The 26,151-nt window shown below is 60.6% G+C and carries 27 protein-coding genes, 2 tRNA genes and 1 riboswitch; of the genes, 9 read left to right on the top strand and 20 right to left on the bottom strand.

Annotation, left to right across the window (positions count from 1 at the left end):
• Positions 1-15: 15 nt before the first annotated feature.
• Both yddG and E4P32_RS01955 read right to left on the bottom strand, forming a co-directional pair.
• The gene (gene yddG, locus E4P32_RS01960) at positions 16-939 is read right to left on the bottom strand and encodes an aromatic amino acid DMT transporter YddG (RefSeq protein WP_135008696.1); all 924 of its coding nucleotides are present in this window, start codon (positions 937-939) and stop codon (positions 16-18) included.
• Between the two features lie 72 nt (positions 940-1,011).
• Positions 1,012-1,905, bottom strand: a complete 894-nt coding sequence (locus E4P32_RS01955; protein WP_116433497.1) for a LysR family transcriptional regulator — start codon at positions 1,903-1,905, stop codon at positions 1,012-1,014.
• A 95-nt stretch (positions 1,906-2,000) separates the two neighbouring features.
• Here E4P32_RS01955 and E4P32_RS01950 point away from each other — a divergent pair, with 95 nt between their 5' ends.
• The 6 genes from E4P32_RS01950 (at position 2,001) to E4P32_RS01925 (ending at position 8,598) form a co-directional block, all read left to right on the top strand.
• Positions 2,001-2,783: an NAD(P)H-dependent oxidoreductase gene (locus E4P32_RS01950; RefSeq protein WP_116433498.1), complete on the top strand. Its 783-nt coding sequence runs from the start codon at positions 2,001-2,003 to the stop codon at positions 2,781-2,783.
• Positions 2,784-2,958: 175 nt separating this feature from the next.
• Entirely contained in the window at positions 2,959-5,118 is a 2,160-nt protein-coding gene (locus E4P32_RS01945) for a VTT domain-containing protein (RefSeq protein ID WP_116433499.1), read from the top strand.
• The gene (locus E4P32_RS01940) at positions 5,115-5,855 is read left to right on the top strand and encodes an endonuclease/exonuclease/phosphatase family protein (protein ID WP_116433500.1); all 741 of its coding nucleotides are present in this window, start codon (positions 5,115-5,117) and stop codon (positions 5,853-5,855) included. The genes E4P32_RS01945 and E4P32_RS01940 overlap by 4 nt, the downstream gene beginning before the upstream one ends.
• A gap of 30 nt (positions 5,856-5,885) precedes the next feature.
• Positions 5,886-7,445 carry an FAD-dependent monooxygenase gene (locus tag E4P32_RS01935; protein WP_116433501.1) on the top strand — a complete coding sequence of 520 codons (1,560 nt, stop codon included), beginning with the start codon at positions 5,886-5,888 and terminating at the stop codon, positions 7,443-7,445.
• A gap of 149 nt (positions 7,446-7,594) precedes the next feature.
• On the top strand, positions 7,595-7,906 hold the full coding sequence (locus tag E4P32_RS01930) for a hypothetical protein (RefSeq protein WP_116433502.1): 312 nt from the start codon (positions 7,595-7,597) through the stop codon (positions 7,904-7,906).
• A gap of 506 nt (positions 7,907-8,412) precedes the next feature.
• Positions 8,413-8,598, top strand: coding sequence for a hypothetical protein (locus tag E4P32_RS01925; RefSeq protein WP_116433503.1), 186 nt, complete (start codon positions 8,413-8,415; stop codon positions 8,596-8,598).
• A gap of 52 nt (positions 8,599-8,650) precedes the next feature.
• Here E4P32_RS01925 and E4P32_RS01920 read toward each other — a convergent pair whose 3' ends face one another.
• The 3 genes from E4P32_RS01920 to E4P32_RS01910 all read right to left on the bottom strand — a co-directional run bounded on the left by E4P32_RS01920 (position 8,651) and on the right by E4P32_RS01910 (position 11,004).
• On the bottom strand, positions 8,651-9,052 hold the full coding sequence (locus tag E4P32_RS01920; RefSeq protein ID WP_116433504.1) for a response regulator: 402 nt from the start codon (positions 9,050-9,052) through the stop codon (positions 8,651-8,653).
• Between the two features lie 367 nt (positions 9,053-9,419).
• Positions 9,420-9,641: a hypothetical protein gene (locus tag E4P32_RS01915; protein ID WP_116433505.1), complete on the bottom strand. Its 222-nt coding sequence runs from the start codon at positions 9,639-9,641 to the stop codon at positions 9,420-9,422.
• Positions 9,642-9,960: 319 nt separating this feature from the next.
• Positions 9,961-11,004, bottom strand: coding sequence for a nitronate monooxygenase (locus tag E4P32_RS01910; RefSeq protein WP_116433506.1), 1,044 nt, complete (start codon positions 11,002-11,004; stop codon positions 9,961-9,963).
• A gap of 306 nt (positions 11,005-11,310) precedes the next feature.
• Between E4P32_RS01910 and E4P32_RS01905 the strand changes: the two genes are divergently transcribed.
• Positions 11,311-11,925 (top strand): DUF2242 domain-containing protein, encoded by a 615-nt coding sequence (locus tag E4P32_RS01905; RefSeq protein ID WP_116433507.1) that lies wholly within the window; start codon positions 11,311-11,313, stop codon positions 11,923-11,925.
• Positions 11,926-12,074: 149 nt separating this feature from the next.
• Here E4P32_RS01905 and E4P32_RS01900 read toward each other — a convergent pair whose 3' ends face one another.
• The 9 genes from E4P32_RS01900 to E4P32_RS01860 all read right to left on the bottom strand — a co-directional run bounded on the left by E4P32_RS01900 (position 12,075) and on the right by E4P32_RS01860 (position 19,612).
• Positions 12,075-12,404 carry a hypothetical protein gene (locus E4P32_RS01900; protein ID WP_233526586.1) on the bottom strand — a complete coding sequence of 110 codons (330 nt, stop codon included), beginning with the start codon at positions 12,402-12,404 and terminating at the stop codon, positions 12,075-12,077.
• A gap of 216 nt (positions 12,405-12,620) precedes the next feature.
• Entirely contained in the window at positions 12,621-13,130 is a 510-nt protein-coding gene (locus E4P32_RS01895; RefSeq protein WP_116433509.1) for a 6,7-dimethyl-8-ribityllumazine synthase, read from the bottom strand.
• 83 nt (positions 13,131-13,213) lie between these two features.
• Positions 13,214-13,387, bottom strand: a riboswitch (FMN riboswitch).
• A gap of 100 nt (positions 13,388-13,487) precedes the next feature.
• Positions 13,488-14,372 carry a protease HtpX gene (gene htpX, locus E4P32_RS01890; protein WP_116433510.1) on the bottom strand — a complete coding sequence of 295 codons (885 nt, stop codon included), beginning with the start codon at positions 14,370-14,372 and terminating at the stop codon, positions 13,488-13,490.
• Between the two features lie 112 nt (positions 14,373-14,484).
• The gene (locus E4P32_RS01885) at positions 14,485-14,922 is read right to left on the bottom strand and encodes a hypothetical protein (protein ID WP_116433511.1); all 438 of its coding nucleotides are present in this window, start codon (positions 14,920-14,922) and stop codon (positions 14,485-14,487) included.
• A 122-nt stretch (positions 14,923-15,044) separates the two neighbouring features.
• Complete coding sequence (locus E4P32_RS01880; protein WP_116433512.1) at positions 15,045-16,004, bottom strand: diguanylate cyclase; 960 nt, start codon at positions 16,002-16,004, stop codon at positions 15,045-15,047.
• 10 nt (positions 16,005-16,014) lie between these two features.
• The gene (locus E4P32_RS01875; RefSeq protein ID WP_116433513.1) at positions 16,015-16,665 is read right to left on the bottom strand and encodes a chemotaxis protein CheX; all 651 of its coding nucleotides are present in this window, start codon (positions 16,663-16,665) and stop codon (positions 16,015-16,017) included.
• On the bottom strand, positions 16,662-17,045 hold the full coding sequence (locus tag E4P32_RS01870) for a response regulator (protein ID WP_116433514.1): 384 nt from the start codon (positions 17,043-17,045) through the stop codon (positions 16,662-16,664). The genes E4P32_RS01875 and E4P32_RS01870 overlap by 4 nt, the downstream gene beginning before the upstream one ends.
• A 256-nt stretch (positions 17,046-17,301) precedes the next feature.
• On the bottom strand, positions 17,302-17,517 hold the full coding sequence (locus E4P32_RS01865) for a YbdD/YjiX family protein (RefSeq protein ID WP_116433515.1): 216 nt from the start codon (positions 17,515-17,517) through the stop codon (positions 17,302-17,304).
• A 25-nt stretch (positions 17,518-17,542) separates the two neighbouring features.
• Positions 17,543-19,612 carry a carbon starvation CstA family protein gene (locus E4P32_RS01860; protein WP_116433516.1) on the bottom strand — a complete coding sequence of 690 codons (2,070 nt, stop codon included), beginning with the start codon at positions 19,610-19,612 and terminating at the stop codon, positions 17,543-17,545.
• Positions 19,613-19,801: 189 nt separating this feature from the next.
• Between E4P32_RS01860 and E4P32_RS01855 the strand changes: the two genes are divergently transcribed.
• Together E4P32_RS01855 and E4P32_RS01850 are read left to right on the top strand one after the other, a co-directional pair.
• Complete coding sequence (locus E4P32_RS01855; protein WP_116433517.1) at positions 19,802-21,181, top strand: cache domain-containing protein; 1,380 nt, start codon at positions 19,802-19,804, stop codon at positions 21,179-21,181.
• On the top strand, positions 21,174-21,818 hold the full coding sequence (locus tag E4P32_RS01850; protein ID WP_116433518.1) for a response regulator transcription factor: 645 nt from the start codon (positions 21,174-21,176) through the stop codon (positions 21,816-21,818). Before E4P32_RS01855 ends, E4P32_RS01850 begins: the two co-directional genes overlap by 8 nt.
• A gap of 67 nt (positions 21,819-21,885) precedes the next feature.
• Here E4P32_RS01850 and cobC read toward each other — a convergent pair whose 3' ends face one another.
• From cobC to E4P32_RS01820, 6 genes are all read right to left on the bottom strand, one after another.
• Entirely contained in the window at positions 21,886-22,440 is a 555-nt protein-coding gene (gene cobC, locus E4P32_RS01845; RefSeq protein WP_116433519.1) for an alpha-ribazole phosphatase family protein, read from the bottom strand.
• A gap of 15 nt (positions 22,441-22,455) precedes the next feature.
• Complete coding sequence (locus tag E4P32_RS01840) at positions 22,456-23,280, bottom strand: adenosylcobinamide-GDP ribazoletransferase (protein WP_116433520.1); 825 nt, start codon at positions 23,278-23,280, stop codon at positions 22,456-22,458.
• A 1-nt stretch (position 23,281) separates the two neighbouring features.
• Positions 23,282-24,316 (bottom strand): nicotinate-nucleotide--dimethylbenzimidazole phosphoribosyltransferase, encoded by a 1,035-nt coding sequence (gene cobT, locus E4P32_RS01835; protein WP_116433521.1) that lies wholly within the window; start codon positions 24,314-24,316, stop codon positions 23,282-23,284.
• Positions 24,317-24,685: 369 nt separating this feature from the next.
• The gene (locus E4P32_RS01830) at positions 24,686-25,636 is read right to left on the bottom strand and encodes a chemotaxis protein (protein ID WP_116433522.1); all 951 of its coding nucleotides are present in this window, start codon (positions 25,634-25,636) and stop codon (positions 24,686-24,688) included.
• Between the two features lie 263 nt (positions 25,637-25,899).
• A tRNA-Gly gene (locus tag E4P32_RS01825) sits at positions 25,900-25,975 on the bottom strand.
• Positions 25,976-25,985: 10 nt separating this feature from the next.
• Positions 25,986-26,059, bottom strand: a tRNA-Cys gene (locus E4P32_RS01820).
• Between the last annotated feature and the right edge of the window lie 92 nt (positions 26,060-26,151).

Below are 26,151 nucleotides of genomic sequence, written 5' to 3'. Positions count from 1 at the left end.
CCGGGAAGCCTCCGTTCAGGTGCGGTCTGCGGCAACGTTTGCTTGCGCCGCTGAAGGGCTCGCGGCCGCGGTTGCACGCCAGCACAGTATCGAGCCTGCGCACACCAGCAATGCCCCAATCCAAAACGATTTCGGCAGCGGTGCATGCAGCAAGACGGCGGACAGCGCCGACGAGAAAACAGGAATGAAGTAAGACGATCCCGCCAGCACGGTGACATTGCCGTGCAGGATTCCGACATTCCACGCCGCATAGCCGAATCCCATCGCTGCCGCCGCCAGGAGCAGATAGACCACCGCCGGCGTGCTGAAGGAAATAGGGCCGTGGTCCTCCAGGAAGAATTTCACCCACAGCGCCAGTGAAACAAGAATGAAGAACAGCGTCACGCCGTTTTTCCCCTTCGCGACATTGGTCGTGACGGTGCAATATGCCGCCCAGACAAGCGCCCCTGCAAACGCCAGGCCGTAGCTGAGCGGATTTTCTTTGACGTTGGTGAGCATGCCGAGGACGTCCAGTCCCTGATCGCCGCCCACCACCCAACCGATACCGACAATCGAAAGAACCAGGCCGGGAAGGACCAGCAGGGTCGCCCTCTGCTTGCCGAAAGCAATTGCGGCGACGAGCGTAAATGTCGGCCACAGATAATTGACCATCCCCACTTCAATGGCCTGCCTGCCCGAGTTGGCATAGCCGATGGACAGGGAGAGGCATAGCTCATAGGTCACAAACAGGAGGCTTCCCCACAGCAGGTATTTCTTGGGGAAAGAACTGAGTTTTGGAACACCGACCGAGCACAGTAAAAACAAGGACGCAACGCTGTAAATCATTGCCGCGCCGGCAGTGGCGCCGAAATACTCGCTGACGCTGCGGATCAATCCAACGATGGAACTCCAAAGGACGACGGCGGTAAGTCCGATGAGTGTGGCTTTCTTTCTATTCATCAAATTTCAACAGGTATCGGGTAAGAAAAATCGTGATGGCCCGCAGTCTAGCCGAATCACGACTGACTGTGATCAGATCGAATTGACCAGATGATCGCGCAACCATTGATGCGCCGGATCGCGATGCGAACGCTCATGCCACAGCATCGCCATGTCATAACCGGCGACGTCGAAGGGAGGCTCAACCACCTGCAGCGCCGCCGATCCTCGCATCAGGCGCGACGGCACCATCGCCACCATGTCGGTATTGGCCAGCACCGACATCATGAACAGAAAATGCGGCACCGACAATGCCACGCGACGCGTCAGTCCAACAGCCGCCAGCGCGTCGTCGGTAACGCCGCGAAAGCCGCCGCCATCCGGCGACACGATCACGTGCTCCAGCGCGCAGAACTGCGCCGGAGTCGGTTTGCGACGTAATTTTGGATGCCCGCTGCGACCGACCAGAACATAGCGCTCGCGGAACAGCACGCGCTGTCGCATGCCCGGCGGCGCGTCATGGCTGGTGTGGAAGGCCAGGTCGATCTCGCCCTGCTCCGCCTGCCGCGCGATGCGCGTGGGCGCCAGTTCAACCACCGCAAGGCGCGTACCGGGCGCGGCGGCGCGCAATCCTGGCAAGGCCGGCAGCAACACCGCCGTTTCGGTGGCATCAGTAGCGGCGATGCGCCAGGTATTGTCCGCAGTGGCGGGATCGAATCCAGCACCCGGCGCCACCGCACGCTCGAGCGCCTGCAAGGCTTCACGCAGCGGTTCGCGCAATTCTTCGGCGCGTGCGGTGGGTTGCATGCCGCGTGGTCCCGGCAACAGCAATGGATCGCCGAATATTTCGCGCAGCTTGGCCAGATGCACGCTGACCGACGGCTGGGAGAAGTTGAGCCGCTGCGCCGCACGCGTGACATTGTGCTCGGACAGCAGCACATCCAGCGTCACCAGCAGATTGAGATCGAGTTGTCGCAGCTTGTTCATGATCAGCTTTCGTAATACCTGTAATTGTGGAAATTCATTTCCAATATACCTGATACGGACCTAAGCTGGGCGCTTCCTTCTTTTGAAAGTCCGCCATGAATGTCCTGATTGTCTACGCCCATCCCGAACCGCAATCGCTGAACGGTTCCCTCAAGGATTTCGCGGTTGCCCGTCTGGAGGCGGCCGGCCACGCCGTACAAGTGTCGGATCTGTATGCCATGAACTGGAAAGCGCCGATCGATGCCAACGACAGCCTGGCGCCGCGCAACGGCGAACGCTTCGATGCATCGCTGGCATCGATGCATGCCTTTGAGAACGACCTGCAAAGTGCAGATATCGCGCGCGAACAGGACAAGCTGCGCTGGGCCGATACGGTGATTTTGCAATTCCCGCTGTGGTGGTATTCCATGCCGGCCATCATGAAGGGCTGGGTGGAACGCGTTTACGCTTACGGCTTCGCCTATGGCGTCGGTGAACATTCCGATACCCACTGGGGCGACCGTTTCGGCGAAGGTTCACTGGCAGGCAAGCGCGCGATGGTGATCACCACCACCGGCGGCTGGGAGTCGCACTATGCGGCGCGCGGCATCAACGGCCCGATCAACGACCTGCTGTTCCCTATCCACCACGGCATCCTGTACTACCCCGGCTTTGAAGTGCTGCCGCCGTTCGTCGTGTATCGCACCGGCAAGACCGATGCTGCGCGCTATGCCGGCATCTGTGCCGCGCTCGGCGAGCGCCTCGACACGCTCGCCAGCACCACGCCGATTGCATTTCGTCCGCAGAACGCCGGCGACTATGACATTCCCGCGCTGACGCTGCGCGAGGACATTGCGCCAGGCGCGTCCGGCTTTGCTGCGCATGAGCGGAATTCCTGAACGTGCCGAAATGATTTCAAAATCACAACATCCCCCATCTCGCCCGCGCCCGGACTTCCTTTTTGTCTGACTTTGGAAAAAGGCATTTGCCGATACCCGCTCCGGCCTGCACGGTCTACGCTGAAATCCCTTACTGCGCCTGCACCGCAGGCATTTCCGAAAGGTCAGCGAATCCATGCACACCGAGCCCGCGCCATCCTCATCTCGCCTGCTCGAGCCCGGCAAGAATTGCTGGCGCATTGCGCCGACACGCCGCTTCAAGCTGCTGATCGACGCCGACGCCTATTTCCGTGCAGTGCGCGCCGCCGTCCGGCAGGCGCAGCACAGCGTGTTCATCCTGGGCTGGGACATCGACAGCCGCATGCGGCTGGTGCCGGGAGGCGCCGGCGACGGCTATCCGGAGGCGCTGGGCGATTTCCTCAACGCGCTGATTGAGGAGCGCCCGCAACTGCGGGTCTATATTCTCAACTGGGATTTTGCCATGCTGTATGCGCTGGAGCGTGAGTGGCCGCCGGCCTACAAACACGGCTGGCGCAAGCGCAGCCGGCTTTACTTCCATATGGACGCCAGTCATCCGGTCGGCGCTTCACATCATCAGAAGATTGTCGTGGTGGATGACAAGCTGGCCTTCGCAGGCGGTATCGACCTCACGCGCAACCGCTGGGACACGCCGGAGCATGCGCCGGATCAACCGTTGCGCCGCGACATCGACGGCAAGGCGTACGGTCCTTTTCACGACGTGCAGGCCATGCTCGACGGCGAAGCCGCGGCTGCGCTGGGCGAACTGGCGCGCACCCGCTGGTTGCGCGCCGGCTGCAGACCTGCGTTGGCGCAGAACCAGGCAGAAGGTGGCGACGACCTCTGGCCGGCCGGCATGGAACCCGACCTGAGCGATGTCGAGATCGGCATCGCACGCACCGAACCGGAACGCGAAGGCGTGCCGGGCGTCTACGAAATCCGCCAGCTCTACCTCGACGCCATCGCCGCTGCTCAGCATTCCTTGTTCTTCGAAAACCAGTACTTCACCGCCAACGTGCTGCACGATGCGCTGGCGGCGCGCCTGGCTGAAGACGACGCGCCGGAAGTCGCAGTGGTGTCGCCGCAAAACCAGAGCGGCTGGCTGGAACAAGCCACCATGGGCCATCTGCGCGCGCGCATCCATCAGCGCCTGAAAACCGCTGACCGTCACGACCGTTATCGCATGTATTGCCCGCAGCTGGCCGGCGAGCAGGATGGCTGCCTCAATGTGCACAGCAAGGTATTCGCCGTTGATGATCGTTTGTTTTGCGTCGGCTCGGCCAACATGAGCAACCGTTCGATGGCATATGACACCGAGTGCAATCTGATTGTCGAAGCCCACGGCGATGCAGCGCAGCAGGCGCGCATCCGTGCCGCGATTGTGGACATGCGTAACCGCTTGCTGGCCGAGCATCTCGACGCCAGTGTGGAAACTGTACAAAAAGAAATTGAAAGCCGCGCCGGACTGCATGCCGCCATCGCCGCGCTGCACAGCGAAGGCCGCACCGTGGTCACGCTCGATCCGGTCCTGCTGCCGCAGATCGAAGCTGTCATGCCGGACAAGGTGATGTTCGATCCGGAAACACCGATCAATCCCGATGAACTGATTGCGCAGTTCGTGCCGGGCCATGCACGCAAGCCGGTGCCGCGTCGCCTGATCGGACTCGGCGTGTTCGGCATCCTGTTGCTGGCACTGGCTCTGGCGTGGCGTTTCACGCCGCTGCGCGAATGGCTTAACCTGAGCTCGCTGATCGCCCTGGCGCGCGGCCTTGAAGCATTGCCGTTCACGCCGCTGGCGGTGATGGCGGTGTATCTCGTGGCGGGCATGCTGATGTTTCCGGTGACCTTGCTGATTGCGGTGACCGGGATCGTGTTCGGACCGTTCTATGGCGCTTTGTATGCGCTGGCGGGATCCTTGCTCAGTGCGCTGGCCGGCTTCGGCTTCGGGGTCTGGCTCGGGCGCGAGACGCTGCAGCAACTGTTGGGGCGTCGCGTCAACAGCCTCAGCCGTCGCTTCGCGCAGCGCGGCATTCCGGCCATGGTGGTGATCCGCCTGCTGCCGGTAGCGCCGTTCACGATCGCCAATGTGGTTGCCGGCGTGTCGCACCTGAGCTTGCGCGATTATCTGATCGGCACTTTCCTCGGCATGGCGCCCGGCATCATCCTCACCGTCGCGTTCGCGCATAATCTGGCGGAGGCGATTCGCCATCCCAGCCTGGCGACGATGGCCTTGCTGGCCGGCATGGCAGCGCTGCTGATCGGCATGGCGCTGGGCTTGCAGAAATTGTTTTCACAACAGCCCAAGGGCGCACGATGAATGACCTCGCTGCCGTGCTGGCGCCCCCGGCGCACACAACGCCGCCCAGCCCGTGGCCTCTGACCGTCGCCACCTACAATATCCATAGTGCAATCGGAACCGATGGCCGCTTCGCGCCGGAACGCATCGCGCGTGTACTGCTCGACATCGGCGCTGACGTCATCGCGCTGCAGGAAGTGCCGCTGGGCGGATCAGAAAGCGCGGATGTGCTGAAGGTGTTGCAGGACGCCACCGGCTTTCATGCAGTGGAAGGGCCGACCGAAGATACGCCGCAGCGTCGCTACGGCAACGCGGTGCTGAGCCGCTATCCGGTGCAGGCGACGCGCGCCATCGACTTGTCGTTCGGCAGTCACGAAGCGCGCGGCGCGCTCGATGCCGACCTGGATTGCCACGGTCAGCCGTTGCGCGTGGTGGCGACGCACCTGGGCCTGCGTCCGGCCGAACGGCGCGATCAGATCAAACGCCTGCTGCAAGCCTTCGATACCGACCGCATGCCGGTGATCCTGATGGGCGACGTCAACGAATGGTTTGTCTGGGGGCGGCCATTGCGCTGGCTGGTGTCGCACTTCGATGCGGTCCCGGCTCCACGCACGTTCCCGGCGCGCTGGCCGCTGTTTTCGCTCGACCGCATCTGGATCAGCCCGCGCCGTCGGTTGTTGCGCGTGCACGTGCACGCGAGCCCGTTGGCGCGCATTGCGTCCGACCATTTGCCGCTGGTGGCGCATATTGATGCCTAGCGGTTCGGCCCTCATTGAAAGGAATATCCAATGGAACAGCATGAAGTATTGATCGTCGGTGCCGGCCCTACCGGCATGGTGCTCGCGTTGTGGCTCAACAAATTCGGCGTGCGCGTGCGTGTCCTTGACAAGGCGGCTGCGCCGGGCACGGCGTCGCGCGCGCTGGTGGTGCAGGCGCGGACGCTGGAACTGTATCGCCAGCTCAACCTGACCGAGGCAGTATTGGCAGACGGGCATCGGGCCCAGGCTTTCAACCTGTGGGCCGAAGGAGAGCACAAAGCGCACGTGCAGCTCGGCGCGATCGGTGAAGGTCTCACCCCCTACCCGTTCCTGCAGATCTTTCCGCAGGATCGTCATGAAAAACTGCTGGCCGAACGGTTGCAGGCGGCCGGGGTCGTGATCGAACGCGGCATCGACTTCATCGACTACAGCGATGCCGGTTCGCATGTCAGTGCGCGTTACCTCGATGCCGACGGCCGCGCACAGACCTGCGAGGCGCGCTATATCGTCGGCTGCGACGGCGCCCATTCGATGGTGCGCAAAAGCCTGGGGGCGGATTTTTCCGGCGGCACGTACCGTCAGCTGTTCTACGTTGCCGACATCGAAGGCAGCGGGCCTGCGCTCAACGGCGAGGTGCATGTGGATCTCAGCGAGGCAGACTTCGTCGCGGTGTTCGGCATGAATGCGGGCGGCCGTGCGCGCCTGGTCGGCACCATCCGCGAAGATCGGGTGAGTGGTTTGAGCGGCAACGGACAAGCCGCAGCGCTGAATTTTGAAGATGTCTCCGAACGCGCCCTGCGGGAGATGAAGATCAAGGTCGACAAGGTCAACTGGTTCTCCAGCTATCACGTGCATCATCGCGTGGCGGACCGTTTCCGCGCCGGTCGCGCATTCATCGCCGGCGATGCCGGTCACGTGCACAGTCCGGTCGGCGGCCAGGGCATGAACACCGGCATCGGCGACGCCATCAACCTGGCGTGGAAACTGGCGGCGGTCTTGCGCGGTGAAGCCGGCGACAGTCTGCTGGACAGTTATGAAGCGGAACGTCTTACTTTCGCGCGACGCCTGGTGCAGACCACCGACCGCGCCTTCACGCTGGTGACCTCGCCGGGAAATCTGGCGAAGGTGGTGCGCACGCGACTCGCACCCGCCTTGCTGCCGCGCGCGGTGCGCTTGCCGATGGCGCGCGAGTTCCTGTTCCGCACGGTGTCGCAAACCACGATCAGCTACCGTCACGGCCCGCTCGGCGCAGGCCAGGCCGGCGCCGTACGCGGTGGCGACCGACTGCCATGGGCGCCGACGCACGGCGGCGACAACTTTGCAAGCCTGGCGACACCGGTGTGGCAAGTCCATGTGTACGGCGAAGCGCGTCCTGAATTATCCGAGTGGGCCGCCGCACGCGGTATCGCGCTGCATGTTTTTCCATGGGCGGCGCAGCACCACCACGCCGGACTCGCGCGCAATGCGGCCTATCTGCTGCGGCCCGACTCCTACATTGCATGTGCCGATCCGGCGGGCGGTCCACAGGCGTTTGACGACTATTTACGGCAGCGCGGCTTGCAGATGGGCGTCGGTACCAGAGCGTCGTAGCGTCGGCAACGACCGCAAACCACTACAAGCCGTCCGTCCTACTCCGACATCGTGTAGCGGTGCTTGCCGACTTTCAATGAGAACGATCTTCTTTAGGATGGTTGAACACGCCACGCGTCTGCCTGGCGTCCACATCCAAGGAGACCACCATGCATTCCAAACTCATTGCAGTCCTCGTCGCCGCCACTTTCAGTGCGGGCGCGTATGCCCAGGCCAGCACAGGTACTGCCGGCACCAGCACCACCAATGATTCGGCCCAGACCGTGAACAACGACATGTCGAAGTCGAAAACCAAATCGTCCAAGAAGAGCATGCGCCAACCGAAGGACAGCAGCGCTGCACCGAAGCCGCCGGGTGGCGGCAATAGCGGCAGCGGCAATAGTGGCAGCGGTTCCGGCGGCGCGGGTGCCGGTGCAGGCGGCGCTGGCGCAGGTGGGGCGGGCAGCGGCAGCGGCGGTTAATCCGCTTGCCCCATCAAACCCATCCTGCTTGCCGCGGCGACAGCCGCCATGGCGGCAAGCAGGACTTCCTCAGGCGCTCAGTTCCTGCCTGGCCACTATCCAGATCCCGCCTGCAAATACACTGATCGCGACTACTGCCAATACGTGCAAGAGCCAGTCGAAGGTCATGCCATTTCCTCTCGCATCAAAGTTGCCCCCACGTCATCGCAAGGCATGCGCCAAGTATAGAAACCGGCGCTGGCAAAGTTCGTTCGCGCACGGTAAAACGCCGCAAAGTTGTGCAAAGACGGAAGACGAGAATCGATCGTTGGAGGATATTGGCGGAAGAGAAAATGATCGGAATGGCAATCAAACGTGCAGTTTCATTTGCATAAATGCACATTTATTTCGACAAGCTTTAACAAAGCGACAAGCACGCGAAAAAATTTCACCTGTTTTACACAAAACGTCCCGCGAAAAGCGAAAAGTTCATGCTAGGATTTTGCCATTCAAGGGAGAAACGAAGAATGCCTGACGGTCACCAATGTATCGAACTGCCGACCATCATCAACAATGTTGAGTATGTTTTGCAAAGCCGCACGATCGCAGCTGCGGATGGAACGCAGCAACCCGAATACCGGGTGCTGCTGAAAGGCGCGGTGGTCAAATCCTGGACTGCAGGCGACATCCGCGCTTACTTCGCCATCGGCTGACGGCGGAGCATCAATCCGATGAGGGCATTGCCGCCCTCATCATCTTTCCACGTTACGTCGCCATGTTGGCGCGACGGGCGATGATCTTCTCGATCTTCTCTTTCAGCGTCGCGGCATTGAACGGCTTGACGATATAACCGTCGGCGCCGGCTTGCGCCGCTTCGACGATATTTTCCTTCTTCGCTTCCGCGGTAATCATCAGCACCGGCAAATGCGCCAGGGACGGTGTCGCGCGAATTTTTTTCAGCAAGGCCAGACCATCCATCACCGGCATATTCCAGTCGGTCAGCACGAAAGTGATGGGAGCGGCTCCGCCTTCCAGCACTTTCATTGCGGCGGCGCCATCTTCGGCCTCGGCCATCTTGGTGAACTCAAGCTCTTTGAGCAAGCCCGTTACGATGCGCCTCATGGTAGAAAAATCGTCTACCACCAGGAAATATTGGTCATCTGCCATTTTGGATAATTGATTCTTGCGAGTTAGTGAAAGCGAGGGTTTTCTTGATTTTTATCTAGAATTTTTTGCTATTGCCAGTTTAAAACATTTCCAGAAATTTCAATACTCTACGGTATCGTTATTGTATTAATCGCTAAAAATTCAAGTTGTTTATTTATAAACAAACAATATTTTTACGAGAGCATATTGTAAAGACATTTCTACGGGGGCCGGCGTTCAATATCAGCAAGAACGCGATCTATCCGTGCGCCGATCGCTCGATTGGCAAAGCAAACTTGCGGGAAATACGCCAGAAATACGCCACCTGTCTCCAGAGCAGGAAACAGGCCAGGGCTGATGCAGGTGACGATCCTCTCGTCCTGCCGCCCTACTTCTTCAACAGTTCGATCGCGTCTTCAGCGACGCTGCGCAAATTGGTAATCGTCGCGTTGAGGTCGGCAAGCTCCCTCGCCGTCGGCGGTTCGTCCATCCCGCCCTTGACCAGCGACGCCTTGACGATCGTCGCCGCCATATGCCACGCGGCGCGATTATGCGCGTTGATCAACTCTCTACGGATCCGATCCAGTTCGGTTTTCTTTGTTTTATCCATCGATGATTTTTAGCTCGTCGGTTATTCGAATCTGACGGTTGACGCGGCATCCGATTAATTCATGCAAGGAAATACATCGTGAAGCCCCCGACACCATACTATGCATCAATTCTTTCAAGCCCGTGACTCGCATTCACTTCGGTATCTTGATTGCAACTTGTCATTGCGCAATAGACATTACACCGAATTTCTGTACTTAAACAATAAATCTTCTGACTTTTTATGCCAATTTTTACGACGACCTGATCCTGATCAAATGACTGCAGGCGGACTCGCTACACTGCTCGTGTTTTGGTCCTGCTTTGCTCCTCTTTATCACTTATTTCCAACCGGCCGCCAGCTCGCGGGTCAGGTCGGCCGAAGGAATTTCCTTGCAGCCGCGTGCATTCTGCCCCGACCACAGCGGGGAAAAATCGCCGCTGCCCTGCGCCTCCGCCTTGGCGCGCAACGGCGCAATCGCGGCGGTGGCAAGCGGAAAAACTTGCGCGGCGCTGCTCAACGGCCCCAGCTCGCGCATGACGCGATTGACGATGCCGCGCGCCGGACCGCCGGTAAATAAGGTCGTCAGCGCGGTGTGTTCGGCGGCGGCGCCCTTGAGTGCGGCGCGATGCGGCGCGCTGGTGAAGGCTTCCGGCGTCAGCATGTAGGCGGTGCCGATCTGCACGCCGGCTGCGCCCAGCAGCTTGGCGGCAGCCACGCCGGCCGCGTCGGCAATCCCGCCGGAGGCAATCACCGGGACTTTGACGGCACGGACAATTTGCGGCAGCAAGGCAAAAGTACCTATTTGCGTCGACAGGTCGTGCGTGAGGAAGAAGCCGCGATGACCGCCTGCTTCGATACCTTGCGCAATGATGGCGTCGACGCCCTGTTCTTCCAGCCAACGCGCTTCCGCCACGGTGGTGGCCGAACACAGTACTTTGGCGCCCCACTTGCGTACGCGATCGATCAAAGCCTGGTCTGGCAAGCCGAAATGAAAACTCACCACCGGCGGCTTGAATTCGCTCAGCAGTTCCGCTGCCTCGGCGGAGAAAGGCGCACGGCCAGCCCCTTGGGGGATGGTCTCGGGATCGATGCCGTACTCGCGATAATAAGGCGCCAGCGCGGTGCGCCAGGCGGCTTCCCGCGCAGCATCCGGCGTCGGTGGCGTGTGCGCGAAGAAATTGACGTTGTAGGGCTTGGAGGTGCCTGCGCGGATCAATTCAAGCTCCTTGCGCAAGGCGTCCGGCGTCAGCATCGCACAGGGCAGCGAGCCCAGTCCGCCTGCGTTCGAGACGGCGATGGCCATGGCGTGGGTCTGAATCCCCGCCAGCGGCGCCTGGATCAGAGGGAGTTCGATGCCGAGCAATTTTTGCAGTGTGTCCATGACTGTTCTCTGTCCCCGATTCTTTTCTGCGGTTCATGATGCCGTCAAATTGCTGCGGGGCCGAAGCTGCCTCAAGTGAAATTTTTACGTCACGACCGGCGAGAAATATCAACAAGAAATAAACGAAAATTCACATTTAAACCAAAATATTCGTGTTCATCGCCAGTATAACGGGCTGATGAATTTCGCGTCGGCGGCCCGTTTACTGTTCGCTTACTGTTACCACTCCTTACCTTCTGCTTCGACTTGCGGGCTTGCCGATAATTTACAATCGGGGTATCGAATTATCTTCAGGAGAATCCAGGCATGCGCCGCTCGCTTCCTTTGCCGTACGCTTTTACCGTGTTGCCGCTCGTGGCCGTTGCCCTGCTGGCCGGCTGCTCCACGTCCAAGCCATCGTTTTATCATCAGGAAGATTTCAGCGAAACCGACACCTATTCGCGCAGCTTCGGCGCCAGCGACGCTGCGGTGTGCGAAGCCGCGCGCCGCGCACTGTTGGGCCAGGGCTACATCATCAGCAAGGCGCAGGCCAATATCGTCGACGGCACCAAGAGCTTCCAGCCGGAAAGCGACCAGCACGTCGAAATCGCCTTTCATATCGTCTGCGCCGGCAATGGCAAGGCCGATCAGAAGGCGTCGGTCTTCGTCAGCGCCACCCAGGATCGCTATGCGCTCAAAAAGACCAACAACTCAGCCAGCCTGGGTGTCGGCGTACTGGGTTCGGTCTCGATGCCGTTCGGCTCGAGCGACGATTCGCTGGTGCGCGTGGCCAGTGAAACCATCCGCTCAGCACATTTCTACGACCGCTTCTTCGGCGCGGTGGAGCGTTACCTGGCGCCGGGCGAGGATGATGCAGCCAAAGCCAGCAAAACCGAGCTTGACGGCCCTTTGCCGCAGCCACAAAAAAAGGAGTCCAAATAGGACTCCCTGCACAGTTTTTAAGCAACTGCCTGATTTTGAGGCGCGCTACGGTATTTCAATAAAATCAACGACTTGCCAATGTTGTACAGAGTTGCTCACATGGTTACCCACAGTTTCTGTGGGTAACTGTGGACAACCTGGCGGCCGGTTTAACGACGGTGATCGTGGCGATCATGATGGCCGTGGCCGTAATAACGTGGACCATGGCGGTAATAGCCGGGGCCGCGATGATAGTAGCCGCGTTCCACATAGACCGGTGCGGGGGCGTAATAGACCGGGGCCGGACGCACATAGACCGGCGGCGGCGGCGCATACACCGGTGCAGGTGCGTAATAGACCGGAGGTGGCGGCGGTGCATACACCGGCACGCCGATGTTGATGCCCACGCCGACATGGGTGGCCATCGCCGGCGTCGCAAACAGGCTCGCGGCGAGCACGCCGACAGAAATGACTGTCACGGAGAGAATAGATTTTTTCACGATGGCTCCTTGGATGTACCTAGAGGTACTTAAATACTTTGCTAAAAATAAAACGTTGAATCCTTAGCTGTATTTAAATCCAATTCGCGGCCGGGGACCAGTCAGTTGACGGTAAGCCTTGTAACAAGATGCTACAAATCCCTGACGTGATTTGACAATCAGCTCAAAAAAAACGGGCCTCGATCAACGAGGCCCGTTTTGTCTTCACCACTGACTTCAGGCAGCGTTCAGCACCGCCACATTGCCCTGCCCCGCTTCGATACGCGCGACCTTGGCCACCGTATCGGCGCAGGCGCGCGCCACTTCCTGGCCCTTGACCACGAAATGCTCATGGAAGAACTGCTGATGCTCGCCGTGTGAATGGAAATGATGCGGCGTCAGTACGGCCGAGAAGACCGGCACTTCGGTCTCGAGCTGGACGTTCATCAGCGACGTGATCACCGCTTGCGCCACAAAGTCGTGGCGATAGATGCCGCCGTCGACCACCAGGCCTGCCGCGACGATGCCGGCGTATTTGCCGGTCTTGGCCAACAGCTTGGCATGCAGCGGGATTTCAAACGCGCCGGGCAATTCAAAGAAGTCGATGCTGGATTCGGCAAAGCCGAGTTTGGCCATTTCCGCAGTGAAGGAGATACGGCACTGGTCGACGATCTCCTTGTGCCAGCTGGCCTGGATGAAGGCGATGCGGTTCTTGGCGGACGAGGTATTGCTGGATGGGTGTTGCATTTGTTCAGGACTCCTGTTTGTCGAATAAAAACAGGGCGCATGAAAACCGGCGAGCGCATGCAGGCAGCATGCGCGCGGCAGGTTTTCGTTCTCTTTCATCCGGACTATGACCGTCGGCCCCGGGATCACACCGGGTCTGCTGACCTCAACGGACAGGCGTCCGCCAAGCGCTCGCGGGCTCGCTGCAATGACGTCGAAAACAACGCCGCTACGACATTACCGCCGGTGGGGATTTCCACCCCGCCCCGAGAACATCGTGGTCGAAAAATTTCGCATCGGATGCAAAGTTTTTCGCCACGCAGGAATTTATCACGGCTGAAAAAAACCTGCTGGCGGCCGCTTCATTTTTCGATGCGCTTATGCGATGGCGCGGCCCTGCAGCGAGGCGATGCGCGATTCGATAGGCGGATGGCTGGAGAACAAACCCATCCACGCACTGCGACCGGCGATGCCGGAAGCCTGCAGGTTTTGCGGCAGGCCGTCCGCTTCCATCCCGCCGAGGCGACGCAAGGCGCCGATCATCGGCGTCGGCGAACCCATCAGTTTTGCAGCGCCGGAGTCGGCGCGGTATTCGCGCTGGCGCGAGAAGTACATGACGATGATGCTGGCGAGGATGCCGAACACGATTTCGCACACCACCACCGTGACCATGTAGCCGATGCCGGGACCCGATGACTGCTCGTTGTTGCGGCGCAGGGCCGAATCGACGAAGTAGCCGACGATGCGCGCGAAGAACATGACGAAGGTGTTCACCACACCCTGGATCAGCGTCAGCGTAACCATGTCGCCGTTGGCAATGTGCGCGACTTCGTGCGCCAGCACGGCTTCCACTTCTTCTTTGGTCATGCCTTGTAGCAGGCCGGTCGACACCGCCACCAGCGAATTGCTCTTGCTGGCGCCGGTGGCGAAGGCGTTGGGCGGACCGTCGTAGACGGCCACTTCGGGCATCGTCAGGCCGGCGCGCGTGGCGAGACGATTGACGGTGTCGACCAGCCACATTTCGGTGGAGTTCTGCGGCTGCTCAATGACGCGCGCGCCGGTCGACCATTTGGCGATGGTCTTGGACATCAGCAGCGAAATGAAGGAGCCGCCGAAGCCCATCAGCGCACAGAACATCAGCAGCATGCCGAAGTTCAGGCCGTTGGCGGTCATGTAGCGGTTGATGCCGAGGATGCTGGCGGTGACGCTCAGCACCAGCATCACTGCCAGGTTGGTGACGAGGAAAAGAATGACGCGTTTCATGATGCTTCCTATGCAAAGAGAGCGCGACCGTGCGGTGACGATCGTCGCGGGAAAACCGGATTCGGGAAAGAAGATGTCGCCGCGGCGGAAAGAATCGGCCGCGGACAGGAGATCAGACGGCCGGAGGCGGCCGCAGCAAACCGATGAACACAGACTCGCTGCCGCTCACGTGGGGATACAAATGGGGAAAGGATTGCCAGTCCAGCGGCAAGGTAGCCACAGGCACCGGCAGGGTCTGGTCTTCCAGATCGGCTTGCACCTTCCATGGATCCGGGCCGGGATCGGTGCCGGCCTCGTCGTCGCCTGCCTGCACGGTCAATGCGTCTGCGTCGACAGGATCCGAAGCGTGAAGTACCGCTTCAAAAACAATGACGATTGCGTCGTCCGTTACTGCTGCCGCATTCGCCATAGGCTCAAGCGTCCCCGCAAACAATTGCAGGGGAAACAGGAATGCCAGCAACAAAAAGCAGAATCGGCGCATGAGCAAGGCAATAGGGACAGCAGAAATGATGGTGGATGATGGTGAAATACATGACGACAAGCGCCGCATTATACGCAAAAGCCGCCGGCCGAGTTACCCACAGAAAATGTGGTCAACCCTGTGGATAACTTGTCTATGACCGCGCGCAAGCCGCATGCGTTCAAGCTTTCGTGCGATTGGGCAGAATTTGCTCAGGACGCGCTCTGGACGCAGTTGCGGCCCTGCTTCTTGGCTTGGTACAAGGCGCCGTCAGCGCCGCTGAGCAAGGTCTTGCCTTCGCTGGTCTGGTCCGGCGTCATGGTGCAGACGCCGACGCTGATGGTCATGTTCGGCTGCACGGTCGACTTTTCATGCGCAATCGCCAGGTCGCTGACGCTGGCGCGCAGCCGTTCGCCGAAGCGCCCGGCCTGCTCCGGCGTGAAGCCGGGGATCAGCATGATGAATTCTTCGCCGCCGTAGCGCGCGCAAATATCGGTTGGTCTGCGCATCTGTGCGCGCAGGGTGTTGGCGACCAGTTGCAGCGCCTTGTCGCCTTCGACGTGGCCGTAGTGGTCGTTGTACTGCTTGAAGTAGTCGATGTCGATCATGAACAGCGACAGGCTGCTGCGATTGCGTTTGGCCGTGCGCAACGCAATCGCATAGCTCTCGTCGAAGAAGCGGCGGTTGTAGATGCCGGTGAGGCCGTCGGTGATGGCTTCGCGTTTCAGGGCATCGGAATGCGAGATCAGCATTTTTTCGCGCTTGATGGACGTGCTCGAATCGCTGATCTGGATCAGGCAGCTGGCCGCCTTGCCTTCGCTGGCTTGCAGCGGCGTCATGACGATCGACTGGTGCATGCGCAGCGGCTTGTCGCTCTTGTCCAGCTCGAGGAACAAGGGTAGCGGCGAACGGTGCAACGCGCTCGACATCATGGCCGGCAAGCCATAGCCGATGGCGTTGTTGAGCGTACGCAAAAAACCCGGCGTGAGTTGTTCGCCGAACAGCGCGATGATGTTCTTGCCCAGCGCCTGCTCGCCGGTGATGCGGCTGTGTCTGGTCATCCAGTCGTTCCACAGCAGAATGTTCAGTTCGCTGTCCACCACGACCAGTCCCAGGCCGATGCTGTTGACCACTTCATCCGGAGAAAATCCCAAAGGTGCCGCGCTGCTCATGACGTGCCGTTCAGAGAATATTGTTCAAATACTGCTGGATATGGGAGATCAGCTTGCTCAGCGAAGTCGAGCTGAGCAGGAAGATCAGATGACCTTCGGTATGGTGCTTTTCGAGCACCAGGTCGATGTGCAGGACCAGCACGTAACTTCCGTCATTGTCATCATCTTCCCCGTTTTCCTCGTCGCGCTTGTCCGCCAGCCGCGCCGTGATTTCGTCCGGCGACGACATCGCGTAAGTCGGCAGCGAACTGTTCAGGCTGATGCCGAGCATGTCCGCCATCGCCGACAGGCAGGCGTTGAGGATGATGTTACCGAGCTCGCACATGGCTTCCTGCTCGAATTCGGCGAGGTCCTCGATGCTCATCTGCGAGCCCATCATGTCGCGCACGATTTCGAGGGCGTAATTCTCGGTAAACAGCAGCACCGCCTCGGCCTCGAACGGGCCGGAAAACAGTTGGCTCACGGTGGCGAACTTGTCATCCTTGAGCGTCAGCACGCGACTGTTGACGTCCTCGGCCTTGAGCACCTCGATCGACGGCACCGACAGCATGACTTCTTCGCCGACGATTTCGCTCAGGCTGAGCGCCGCCCTGCCCGCGCCGACGTTGAAGACTTCGGTGAGCGCGTCGATCTGGATCTCGGACAGGACCTTCGCCTTCATGCACCCCTCGCGAAATGGCCGAGCGCCTGGGCGATGGATTTTTCCGTCACCGGCTTGGCGACGAACAAGGCGCCCAATTGCTGCGCACGCGATTGCGCGGCTTCCTGGATATTGGCCGAGAAAATCACCACGCGCAGTTGCGGATGTTTGGCGAGGATGATTTCGGCGGCGTCGGTGCCGAGCATGCCCGGCATGTTGATGTCCATCGTGCAGTAATCGGGCAGATCGCGCTCGACCGCGCTGATCGCCTCGTCGCCGCTGGCCGCCTCCTGTACGCTCCATTCAGGATAGGCGGCGAGGATGTGCGCCTTGATGACCATGCGCGAGACTTTGCTGTCGTCGACGATCAGGACTTTCTTCGGAGATTGGGTGGCGAGCATGTCTGTATTCGTGAATAAAGTTGTCTTTTTTTCTACATTCTACTATTTTTAAATCGAATATTTTTAAGTGTTACAGAAATGCAGGCAAAATCAATGTGCATTTTTCCGAGGAAATCTTGCGCTAAAACAATGACTTGCCGGAAATCATCACTTCCCTTAATGCGCTGCTCCTGCAACGCGGGTCTCTGGCGAGCAGGCACAAAAAAGGAAGCCCGCAGGCTTCCTTGAATTCACTCCATCCGATGTATGTGGGCGCTCAGCAACAGCGCCCCACCCGTCCCTTGCCGCCGTAGCGCGCTTCCTGGCGTTCACGGAAAAACGCTTCGTAGCTCATCACGTCGGCCTCGGGATGGGTCGCCTGCATGTGCGCCACGTAGGCGTCGTATTCGGGCAAACCCACCATCAGGCGCAGCGTCTGGCCTGCATAGCGCCCCAGCTTCACGCATTCTTGCAAAAGATTCGGTTTGCCCATGGCGGCTCCTGTGTGTTGTCGAGGTTTATTGCGGCGCCGCTGCGGCGGCCGGCATGCTTTCGTAGGCCGACTCGCGCACGCTCGGCCGTTGCGCCGCACGCGCCTGCAGCACGGTGCGTATGCCGAAGCCCAGCACGCTGATCACCACCAGCATGAACATCGCGGCCAGGCCGGCGTCGAGGTAGTCGTTGAAAATCACCTGACGCATCTGGTCAATCGACTTGGCCGGCGCCAGCAGCTTGCCGTCGGCCAGCGCGGCCTGGTACTTCTGCGCATGGGCCAGGAAGCCGACGCGCGGATTGGCGTCGAACACCTTTTGCCAGCCGGCGGTCAGCGTGCACGCCAGCAGCCATACGGTCGGCACGGCCGTGACCCAGGCGAAGCGGTCGCGCTTCATGCGGAACAGCACGCAGGTAGCCAGGATCAGCGCAATGCCGGCCAGCATCTGGTTGGAGATGCCGAACAGCGGCCACAGCGTGTTGATGCCGCCCAGCGGATCGATCACGCCCTGGTACAGGAAGTAGCCCCAGCCGGCCACGCACAGGCCGGTGGCGATCAGGCTGGCAACCCAGGATTCGGTGCGCTTCATCGAAGGGACAAAGGTGCCCAGCAAATCCTGCAGCATAAAGCGGCCGGCGCGCGTGCCGGCGTCGACGGCGGTCAGGATGAACAAGGCTTCGAACAGGATGGCGAAGTGGTACCAGAACGCCATCATGGCCTCGCCGGTCACGCCCGAGAGGATCTGCGCCATGCCGACGGCCAGCGTCGGCGCGCCGCCTGCGCGCGAGATGATGGTGTGCTCGCCGACCGCCTGCGCGGTGTGGGTGAGCATTTCCGGCGTGAGCATGAAGCCCCATTGCGAAATGGTGGCGGCGACCTGGTCCGGCGTGGTGCCGATCAGCGCGGCCGGGCTGTTCATGGCGAAGTAGATGCCCGGTTCGATGCACGAGGCTGCGATCAGCGCCATGATGGCGACGAAGGATTCCATCAGCATGGCGCCGTAGCCGATGAAGCGCGCGTGCTGCTCATTTTCCAGCAGCTTGGGTGTGGTGCCCGACGAGATCAGCGCGTGGAAACCCGACACCGCGCCGCAGGCGATGGTGATGAACAGGAACGGGAACAGCGAACCCGACCACACCGGACCGCTGCCGTCGATGAACTTGGTGACGGCGTGCATCTTCAAGTGCGGCGCGATGAACACGATGCCCAGCGCCAGCGCCAGGATGGTGCCGATCTTGAGGAAGGTCGACAGGTAGTCGCGCGGCGCCAGCAGCAGCCACACCGGCAGCACCGAGGCGACGAAGCCGTAGCCGATCAGCATCCAGGTCAGTTCCTTGCCGGTGAAGGTGAACATCTGCGCCAGCGTCGCGTGCTCCTGCACGTACTGGCCGCCGACGATGGCCAGCATCAACAGCACGAAGCCGATCAGCGAGACTTCGCCGACCCGGCCCGCACGCAGATAGCGCGTATAGACGCCCATGAACAGCGCGATCGGGATCGTCGCCGCCACGGTGAAGGTGCCCCACGGCGATTCGGCCAGCGCCTTGACCACGATCAGCGCCAGCACCGCGAGGATGATGACCATGATCATGAAGGCGCCGAACAGCGCGATCACGCCCGGCGTATTGCCGAGCTCGGACTTGATCAGGTCGCCCAGCGAACGGCCGTCGCGGCGCGTCGAGATGAACAGCACCATGAAGTCCTGCACCGCACCGGCGAACACCACCCCGGCCAGGATCCACAGCATGCCCGGCAGGTAACCCATCTGCGCGGCCAGCACCGGGCCGACCAGCGGACCGGCGCCGGCGATGGCGGCGAAGTGGTGGCCGAACAGCACGTACTTGTTGGTCGGGACGTAGTCGAGGCCGTCGTTGAACTTGTAGGCCGGCGTCATGCGCGCCGGGTCCAGGCTCAGCACCTGTTTGGCGATATAGAGGCTGTAGAAGCGGTAGGCGATCAGATAGACGCAGACCGCCGCGATGACGATCCAGACTGCATTGATCGATTCGCCGCGCTGCAGGGCGACGTAGCCCAGCGAGCATGCGCCGAGCAGGGCCAGCGCGAGCCAGCCCAATTTTGAAGTCAATTGGTTCATTGTTCTCCTCCCTGACGGGATCTCTGTTTTATGGAAATTGTTTTTATTGTTTTTGTTGTGCGACATTGCCCGTCCGCGAGGGATCGGTACGGAGCGTAGTATTTGATATCGGAGGAGCCGCCACAAGCGGAGCACTACGCAGGTTCGCTACGTATAACTACGTACTTGTAGTTATGTAGAATGCGCGACATGAACTTACGTCACAAGATCATTTTCCTCGCCATCGTCCCACTGGCGCTGGCCTTGTCCGCGATCGCGCTGGTGGTGCGCCACCAGGCGGTGACGCTCGGCCAGCAGCAGCGCGCCTCGGTGCAGGCGGCCTATCTGGCGAGCAAGGATGCCGAGCTCAAGCACTACGTCGACCTGGCCACGCGCGCGATTGCGCACCTGTACGAATCGGGCCGCAGCGACACCGCAGTGCAGGAAGAAGCCAAGCGGATTCTGGAACGCCTCGATTTCGGCGACGACGGTTATTTCTACGTCTACGATCAGCGCGGCAAGAACCTGGTCCATCCGCGCCAACCCGAGCTGGTCGGCCGCGACATGTGGGACTGGCGCGATGCCAGCGGCAGCCCGACCATCCAGCTGCTGATCGCGCGCGCCAACGAAGGCGGCGGCTACGTGCGTTACTTGTGGGAAAAGCCGTCCAGCCACACCGTCGCGCCCAAGCTCGGCTACGTGGTGGCGATACCGAATTGGGGCTGGGTGGTCGGCACCGGCATTTATCTCGACGACGTCGACGCCGCGCTGGAAAAGATCGACAACCAGGTGTCCGGCCACATCCACAAGACCATGCTGCTGATCGCCGGCATCGCCATCCTGAGCGCGCTGGTGGTGGCGCTGTCCGGCTTGCTGCTCAACGTCAGCGAACATCGCGTCGCCGACGCCAAGCTCAAGCAGCTGGCGCAGCGCGTGGTGCGCTCGCAGGAAGAAGAACGCGCGCGGCTGTCACGCGATTTGCACGACGGCATCAGCCAGTGGCTCGTGTCGATCAAGCTGCAGATCGAAGCCGCCGTCATCCGATTGTCGGGCACGCCCGAGCAGGCTGCGGCCGCCAAGCTCAGCGTCGAACGCACCGCCACCCAGATCACTGACGTGCTGGCCGAAGTGCGCCGCATTTCTCATGACCTGCGCCCTGCCATCCTGGACGACCTGGGGCTGGCCGCGGCGCTGGAACATCTGTGCCAGGAATGGAGCAGCACTGCGTCGACGCCGATCGCCTTCCATGCCGGCGCCCAGGTCGATACCTTGTCGGGCGTGGCCAACACGGTGCTGTTCCGCATCGCGCAGGAAGCGCTGACCAATATCGCGCGCCACGCCCAAGCCACCCAGATCGACATGCAGCTGCATGCCGACGCCGGCCACGTTACGCTGGAGATTGGCGATAACGGCATCGGATTCAATCTCGACCAGATCGACGACCATCCCAAGCGCGGTATCGGCCTGCGCAACATGGTCGAACGTCTGGAAGCCGTGGGCGGCAGCTTCTCGCTGCGCTCTTCGTCGGAAGGCACGGTCGTGACGGCCCGCATTCCCCACTCAACCGCACCGGTATATCCCCATGTCTGAGTCCACATCGACGTCTGCGTCCAATGTCACCCGCATCATGCTGGTCGACGATCATCCGCTGGTACGCGACGGCTTGCGCGCGCGACTGGAGACGGTGACGAACCTGCACGTGGTGGCCGAAGCCGGCGGCGCCGACGAGGCCCTGAAACTGGCGACGCTGCAGGAGATCGATCTGGTGCTGATGGACATCAACATGCGCGGCATGAACGGTATCGACCTGACGGCGGAATTCCACGCACGCTTTCCGGAGATCGCCGTGCTGATCCTGAGCATGCACGACAAGAGCGAATACGTGATGCAGTCGATCCAGGCCGGCGCACGCGGCTACGTGCTCAAGGATGCCCCGGGCCAGGACATTATCCGGGCCATCGAGACGGTGATATCGGGAGGGATTTATTACAGCGCCGCGCTGGCCAGGAAACTGTCGCAGCCGCTGGCGGCAGGCGACCTGCTGACCTCGCGCGAGCGCCAGGTGCTGCAGCATATCGCCAACGGCGAATCGAACAAGCAGATTGCACGCGAGCTGGACCTGAGCGTGCGCACGGTGGAGACGCATCGCCTGAACATCAAGCGCAAGCTCGGCATCGACGGTCAGGCGGAACTGATCAAATTTGCGGTGGAACAGCGCTACGAATAGATAAAGATCGGAAGATCAAACGGAAGAATGAACAAAAACGCGCGGCCTCAAACCGCGCGTTTTGTTTTTACAACTTCAGCGTCAGTACTTCGCCGAACGCAATCGCATGCGCGTTGACCGCAGCATGCTCAGCCATCTTGGTGACGGACAAGCCAAGCGCGCGCGCCTGCAACAGACGGATCGTGCCGGCGTGGCAGACCACGATGGCCTGGCTCTGGCCGCGCTGCTGCAAGTCGCTGCAGAAGGCTTCCACGCGCTGCGCCACGTTGAGGACATTCTCGCCGCCGCCGGGACGATAGCCGACCACATCGCTGGCCCAGGCATCAATTTCCGCACGTGGCAAGTCATCCCAGGCGCGCTGTTCCCAAGTGCCGAAATGCATTTCCATCAGGCGCGGATCGTAGCGCACCGGACCGGCGCTGAGCGCGGTCGCCAGTGGTTCGGCCAGGAATACGCAACGCTGCAACGGACTCGAGTACACCGGCACATGCGGCGGCAGCGCAGGTTTTACCTGCTCGAGCACCTTGGCGCACTCTTCTTCGGTCACGGCAAGGTCGCTGCTGCCGTAGCAAAGGCCTTTGTCGATAACGGGCTGGGGGTGGCGGATGAGATGCAGCAACATGGTCGACCTTTCTGTTTAAATATGGGAAGCCGGCGACACTGACGCTGCGGCCAGCAGGCCCAGGTAGATCGCGACTTCGCTGAATTGTTGGACGGCGCCGAGGCAGTCGCCGGTGTAGCCGCCGATGCGGCGGTGGAATTTTCGCGCAAGGAACCAGGCCGCGCCGGCGCCGAGCAACATGGCCAACAGCAGCGCCTGCAGCGCCAGCCATCCCGTCGCAACGCACACGATCAACGGCAACGCGGCGGTGACGGCGGCGACGGTGAATTCACCCTTGCTCATGTTTTGCGCCAACGGCTTGACCTTGCCCTCTTCACGCACATACGGCATGCGCCAGATCAGCGCTGCGGCGAAGCAGCGCGACAAGGGATGGGCAATCAGCAAGGCCGGCATCACCTGCAATGCGGGCAGCGACGCCAGGCCGGCGATCTTGGTCGCCAGCAGCAGCACGATGCCGATCACCCCATAGGCGCCGACACGCGAGTCGCGCATGATCTCGAGCACGCGCGATGGCTGCATGCCACCGCCGAAACCGTCGCAGACGTCGGCAAAGCCGTCTTCATGAAAAGCGCCGGTGAGATAGATGCCCGCTGCAGTCGATAACAGCACCGCCACCACTTGCGGCAGCCACAGCGCCGCCAGCCAGTACACAGCGGCGCATGCCAATGAAACGATGATCCCCACCGCAGGAAAATAGCGTGCCGCGTGTTGCAGCCAGGCAGCGTCGAAACCGACCCAGCGCGGCGCCGGCAGGCGCGTGAAAAATTGCAGCGCCGTAAAGAACAGCTGCAACTGATGGCGCAAGCCGGTGGCGGGTGACGGCGTGGGCGCGGCAGCCATGTCAGGCGCTCTTCTCACTGACTTGCGCAGAGGAAAACGTCGCCATCTGCGCGAGGAAGTTGACCGCCGCGTGCAGCAACGGCAACGCCAGCGCGCTGCCGGTGCCTTCGCCCAGCCGCAGGTCGAGTTGCATCAAGGGACGCGCGTCAAGATACTGCAACATGCGGCGGTGGCCGTGCTCATCGGAACAATGCGAGAACAGGCAATAGTCGAGGATGGCCGGTTGCAGTTTCGCCGCCACCAGCAGCGCCGAGGTCACGATGAAGCCGTCGATCAGCAACACCATGCGACGCTCGGCCGCCTTGAGCATGGCGCCGGCGATCATGGCGATTTCAAAACCGCCGAAGGTGCGCAGCACTTCCAGCGGCGCATCGGCGCCGACGTGCAGCGCGACCGCCCGCTCGATCACCCGTTGCTTATGAAGGATGCCGTCGGCGGCCAGGCCGGTGCCGGCGCCGACGCATTCCGCGACGGCGATGCCGGTGATCTTGTGCATGATGGCAGCAGCAGCGGTGGTGTTGCCGATGCCCATTTCACCGAAACCGATGACGTCGACCGGCATCGCTGCAACCAGGTCCATGCCGTACTGCAAGGCCTGTTCACACTGCGCTGCGCTCATGGCAGGTTCTTGCGCGAAATTGCGCGTGCCCGGTCCCAGCTTGCGCGAGACCAGTCCTTCACGCTCGCCGAACTCATGGTTCACGCCGGCGTCCACAATATGCAGCGCGCAATCGTTCTGGCGCGCAAACACGTTGATCGCCGCGCCCTGCTGCAGGAAATTTTCCACCATCTGCCAGGTCACGCTTTGCGGATAGGCCGAAATATTTTCCGCCACCACGCCATGGTCGCCAGCGAACACCGCGACTGCGGCGCGGTCGATACGTGGCGTGCGCGATTGCTGGATCAGGCCGATGCGATGCGCGACGAATTCGAGCACGCCGAGGCTGCCCTGCGGCTTGGTCTTGTTGTCGATTGCCGCTTGCAGGGCCGAGGCCAGCGCAGCGTCTTGCGTGGAAGCTAACTGTGGAATGCGCATAGCAGGATCACGATGCGTGACCGGAAAATGGGAACAGGTTGGAAAGGACGTCAGTATAAGAGATAGCGGCGTCCTGCGAGCAAATGTGCCGCGATGAAGTCCCGATCTTTACATTTGAATGCGTCCCGCGGACATGGCCGGTCGGAACGACAAACGATATCAATATATCAACATTGTTGAGCATGGTAGTTTCCGCTGCGACACCCGGCGCTCCTGAACATGGTTTGCGCTGCATGGCTGGCCGACTACCTGTTCATTGCAAACGAATGGAGAGAAAACGGCAAAATGCCGCTCCCTCTCTCTATTCGGGACAAACGGCATTTTGCTTTCAACTTGCGACGACCTCGTTCAGGACGCCGCGGCCGGCTATTATTTGCCGAGCGCCTTGATGAGGGCGGCAGTCAGGTCTTCAATGACGAACTTTGCCACGTAGCCGTCGGCGCCGATGTTCTTGACGTGATCTTCATTGGCCGAGCCCGACAGCGACGAGTGAATCACCACCGGAATGGCTTTCAGGCCGTCGTCGCGCTTGATGTTGCGCGTGAGCGTAAAGCCGTCCATCTCGGGCATTTCAAGGTCGGTCAGCACCATCGCCACGCGATCGGTGATGGGCACGCCCTGGGACTTGGTTTCCTTGTAGATGTCTTGCAGCTTTTCCCAGGCTTCCTTGCCGGTCTTGCACATCACGTACGGCAAGCCGAGCGCCTTGAGTCCGCTTTCGACCAGTGAACGGGCGACTTTGGAATCGTCTGCCGCGAGGATGATCGAACCGGGCTTGAGCTGGATATGTTCCAGGCCCTCCATTTCCATGTCGCGCTCAGTCGGCATGATTTCGTGCAGGATCTGCTCGACGTCGAGCACCTGCGCCAGACGGCTGCTGCTGAGGTCGTCGTCAAGACGCGCGATGCTGGTGACGAAGTTGCCGCCGGCCTTGGATTCGGCCGACAGGACCTGGCTCCACTCCAGCCGCACGATTTCATCGACCGACTCGACCGCAAACGCTTGGGTGCTGCGCGCGTATTCGGTGACGAGCAAAATGTTCAGGCCGCTTTTGGGCACACAGCCGACGACGGCCGGCAAATCGATGACGGAAATGATCTGACCGCGGATATTGACCATGCCCAGCAGCGGTGAACGCGTGCCGGCGGCCTTGGTGATCTCCTGCATCGGGACGATTTCACGAATCTTGAATACGTTGATGCCGAACAGTTCGGAGCGTACGCCGTACGGATCCGTGCCCAGACGGAACAGCAGCAGTTCGAACTTGTTGGAACTCGTGAGATTGGTTCTCTCGTCGATTTCTTTTTGAAATGCATCCATTTCCCTGTCCCCCGTTTGTTATGACCCACCCTCGCCGACCGAAATACCAATGTAGAGTGTAATTGCTTAAAAAACAATTACATCCAACGAAATGCGACATAAAAGTAACGATGCGCTGATGATGTCCGCACTGTGCAGGTGCAGCACGGCGTGCCGGCGTGGCGAAAGATGAAATGGGGTAACTAAGGAGCACTACGGACGGCAGGATAAAAGCGAGCCGGGCAAGAAAAAAGGAAGCTCATTGCTGAGCTTCCTTTTTAATTTGGAGCGGGAGAAGAGGCTCGAACTCTCGACCTATACCTTGGCAAGGTATCGCTCTACCAACTGAGCTACTCCCGCATGGAGTGTTTGGAGGCGGGGGTCGGGATCGAACCGGCGTAAACGGCTTTGCAGGCCGCTGCATAACCACTTTGCTACCCCGCCAGGGGACACTGAAACTGCTGTCAATTGCGATATGTTTTCAACCGGCTTCCGAAGAAGTTTTTCCAGCTGATGACCAAACTCTCACAATGAAA

This window comes from Herbaspirillum sp. 3R11, from assembly GCF_004563925.1.
GTDB lineage: Bacteria > Pseudomonadota > Gammaproteobacteria > Burkholderiales > Burkholderiaceae_D > Herbaspirillum.
Note: the sequence above shows the minus strand (reverse complement) of the source record. Positions and strands in the feature narration are given on the sequence as shown.

What these genes read in the sequence shown, in the direction of transcription:
- yddG (WP_135008696.1), bottom strand. Translation starts at nt 939, where the DNA reads ATGAATAGAAAGAAAGCCACACTCATCGGACTTACCGCCGTCGTCCTT.
- E4P32_RS01955 (WP_116433497.1), bottom strand. Translation starts at nt 1,905, where the DNA reads ATGAACAAGCTGCGACAACTCGATCTCAATCTGCTGGTGACGCTGGAT.
- E4P32_RS01950 (WP_116433498.1), top strand. Translation starts at nt 2,001, where the DNA reads ATGAATGTCCTGATTGTCTACGCCCATCCCGAACCGCAATCGCTGAAC.
- E4P32_RS01945 (WP_116433499.1), top strand. Translation starts at nt 2,959, where the DNA reads ATGCACACCGAGCCCGCGCCATCCTCATCTCGCCTGCTCGAGCCCGGC.
- E4P32_RS01940 (WP_116433500.1), top strand. Translation starts at nt 5,115, where the DNA reads ATGAATGACCTCGCTGCCGTGCTGGCGCCCCCGGCGCACACAACGCCG.
- E4P32_RS01935 (WP_116433501.1), top strand. Translation starts at nt 5,886, where the DNA reads ATGGAACAGCATGAAGTATTGATCGTCGGTGCCGGCCCTACCGGCATG.
- E4P32_RS01930 (WP_116433502.1), top strand. Translation starts at nt 7,595, where the DNA reads ATGCATTCCAAACTCATTGCAGTCCTCGTCGCCGCCACTTTCAGTGCG.
- E4P32_RS01925 (WP_116433503.1), top strand. Translation starts at nt 8,413, where the DNA reads ATGCCTGACGGTCACCAATGTATCGAACTGCCGACCATCATCAACAAT.
- E4P32_RS01920 (WP_116433504.1), bottom strand. Translation starts at nt 9,052, where the DNA reads ATGGCAGATGACCAATATTTCCTGGTGGTAGACGATTTTTCTACCATG.
- E4P32_RS01915 (WP_116433505.1), bottom strand. Translation starts at nt 9,641, where the DNA reads ATGGATAAAACAAAGAAAACCGAACTGGATCGGATCCGTAGAGAGTTG.
- E4P32_RS01910 (WP_116433506.1), bottom strand. Translation starts at nt 11,004, where the DNA reads ATGGACACACTGCAAAAATTGCTCGGCATCGAACTCCCTCTGATCCAG.
- E4P32_RS01905 (WP_116433507.1), top strand. Translation starts at nt 11,311, where the DNA reads ATGCGCCGCTCGCTTCCTTTGCCGTACGCTTTTACCGTGTTGCCGCTC.
- E4P32_RS01895 (WP_116433509.1), bottom strand. Translation starts at nt 13,130, where the DNA reads ATGCAACACCCATCCAGCAATACCTCGTCCGCCAAGAACCGCATCGCC.
- htpX (WP_116433510.1), bottom strand. Translation starts at nt 14,372, where the DNA reads ATGAAACGCGTCATTCTTTTCCTCGTCACCAACCTGGCAGTGATGCTG.
- E4P32_RS01885 (WP_116433511.1), bottom strand. Translation starts at nt 14,922, where the DNA reads ATGCGGCGCTTGTCGTCATGTATTTCACCATCATCCACCATCATTTCT.
- E4P32_RS01880 (WP_116433512.1), bottom strand. Translation starts at nt 16,004, where the DNA reads ATGAGCAGCGCGGCACCTTTGGGATTTTCTCCGGATGAAGTGGTCAAC.
- E4P32_RS01875 (WP_116433513.1), bottom strand. Translation starts at nt 16,665, where the DNA reads ATGAAGGCGAAGGTCCTGTCCGAGATCCAGATCGACGCGCTCACCGAA.
- E4P32_RS01870 (WP_116433514.1), bottom strand. Translation starts at nt 17,045, where the DNA reads ATGCTCGCCACCCAATCTCCGAAGAAAGTCCTGATCGTCGACGACAGC.
- E4P32_RS01865 (WP_116433515.1), bottom strand. Translation starts at nt 17,517, where the DNA reads ATGGGCAAACCGAATCTTTTGCAAGAATGCGTGAAGCTGGGGCGCTAT.
- E4P32_RS01860 (WP_116433516.1), bottom strand. Translation starts at nt 19,612, where the DNA reads ATGAACCAATTGACTTCAAAATTGGGCTGGCTCGCGCTGGCCCTGCTC.
- E4P32_RS01855 (WP_116433517.1), top strand. Translation starts at nt 19,802, where the DNA reads ATGAACTTACGTCACAAGATCATTTTCCTCGCCATCGTCCCACTGGCG.
- E4P32_RS01850 (WP_116433518.1), top strand. Translation starts at nt 21,174, where the DNA reads ATGTCTGAGTCCACATCGACGTCTGCGTCCAATGTCACCCGCATCATG.
- cobC (WP_116433519.1), bottom strand. Translation starts at nt 22,440, where the DNA reads ATGTTGCTGCATCTCATCCGCCACCCCCAGCCCGTTATCGACAAAGGC.
- E4P32_RS01840 (WP_116433520.1), bottom strand. Translation starts at nt 23,280, where the DNA reads ATGGCTGCCGCGCCCACGCCGTCACCCGCCACCGGCTTGCGCCATCAG.
- cobT (WP_116433521.1), bottom strand. Translation starts at nt 24,316, where the DNA reads ATGCGCATTCCACAGTTAGCTTCCACGCAAGACGCTGCGCTGGCCTCG.
- E4P32_RS01830 (WP_116433522.1), bottom strand. Translation starts at nt 25,636, where the DNA reads ATGGATGCATTTCAAAAAGAAATCGACGAGAGAACCAATCTCACGAGT.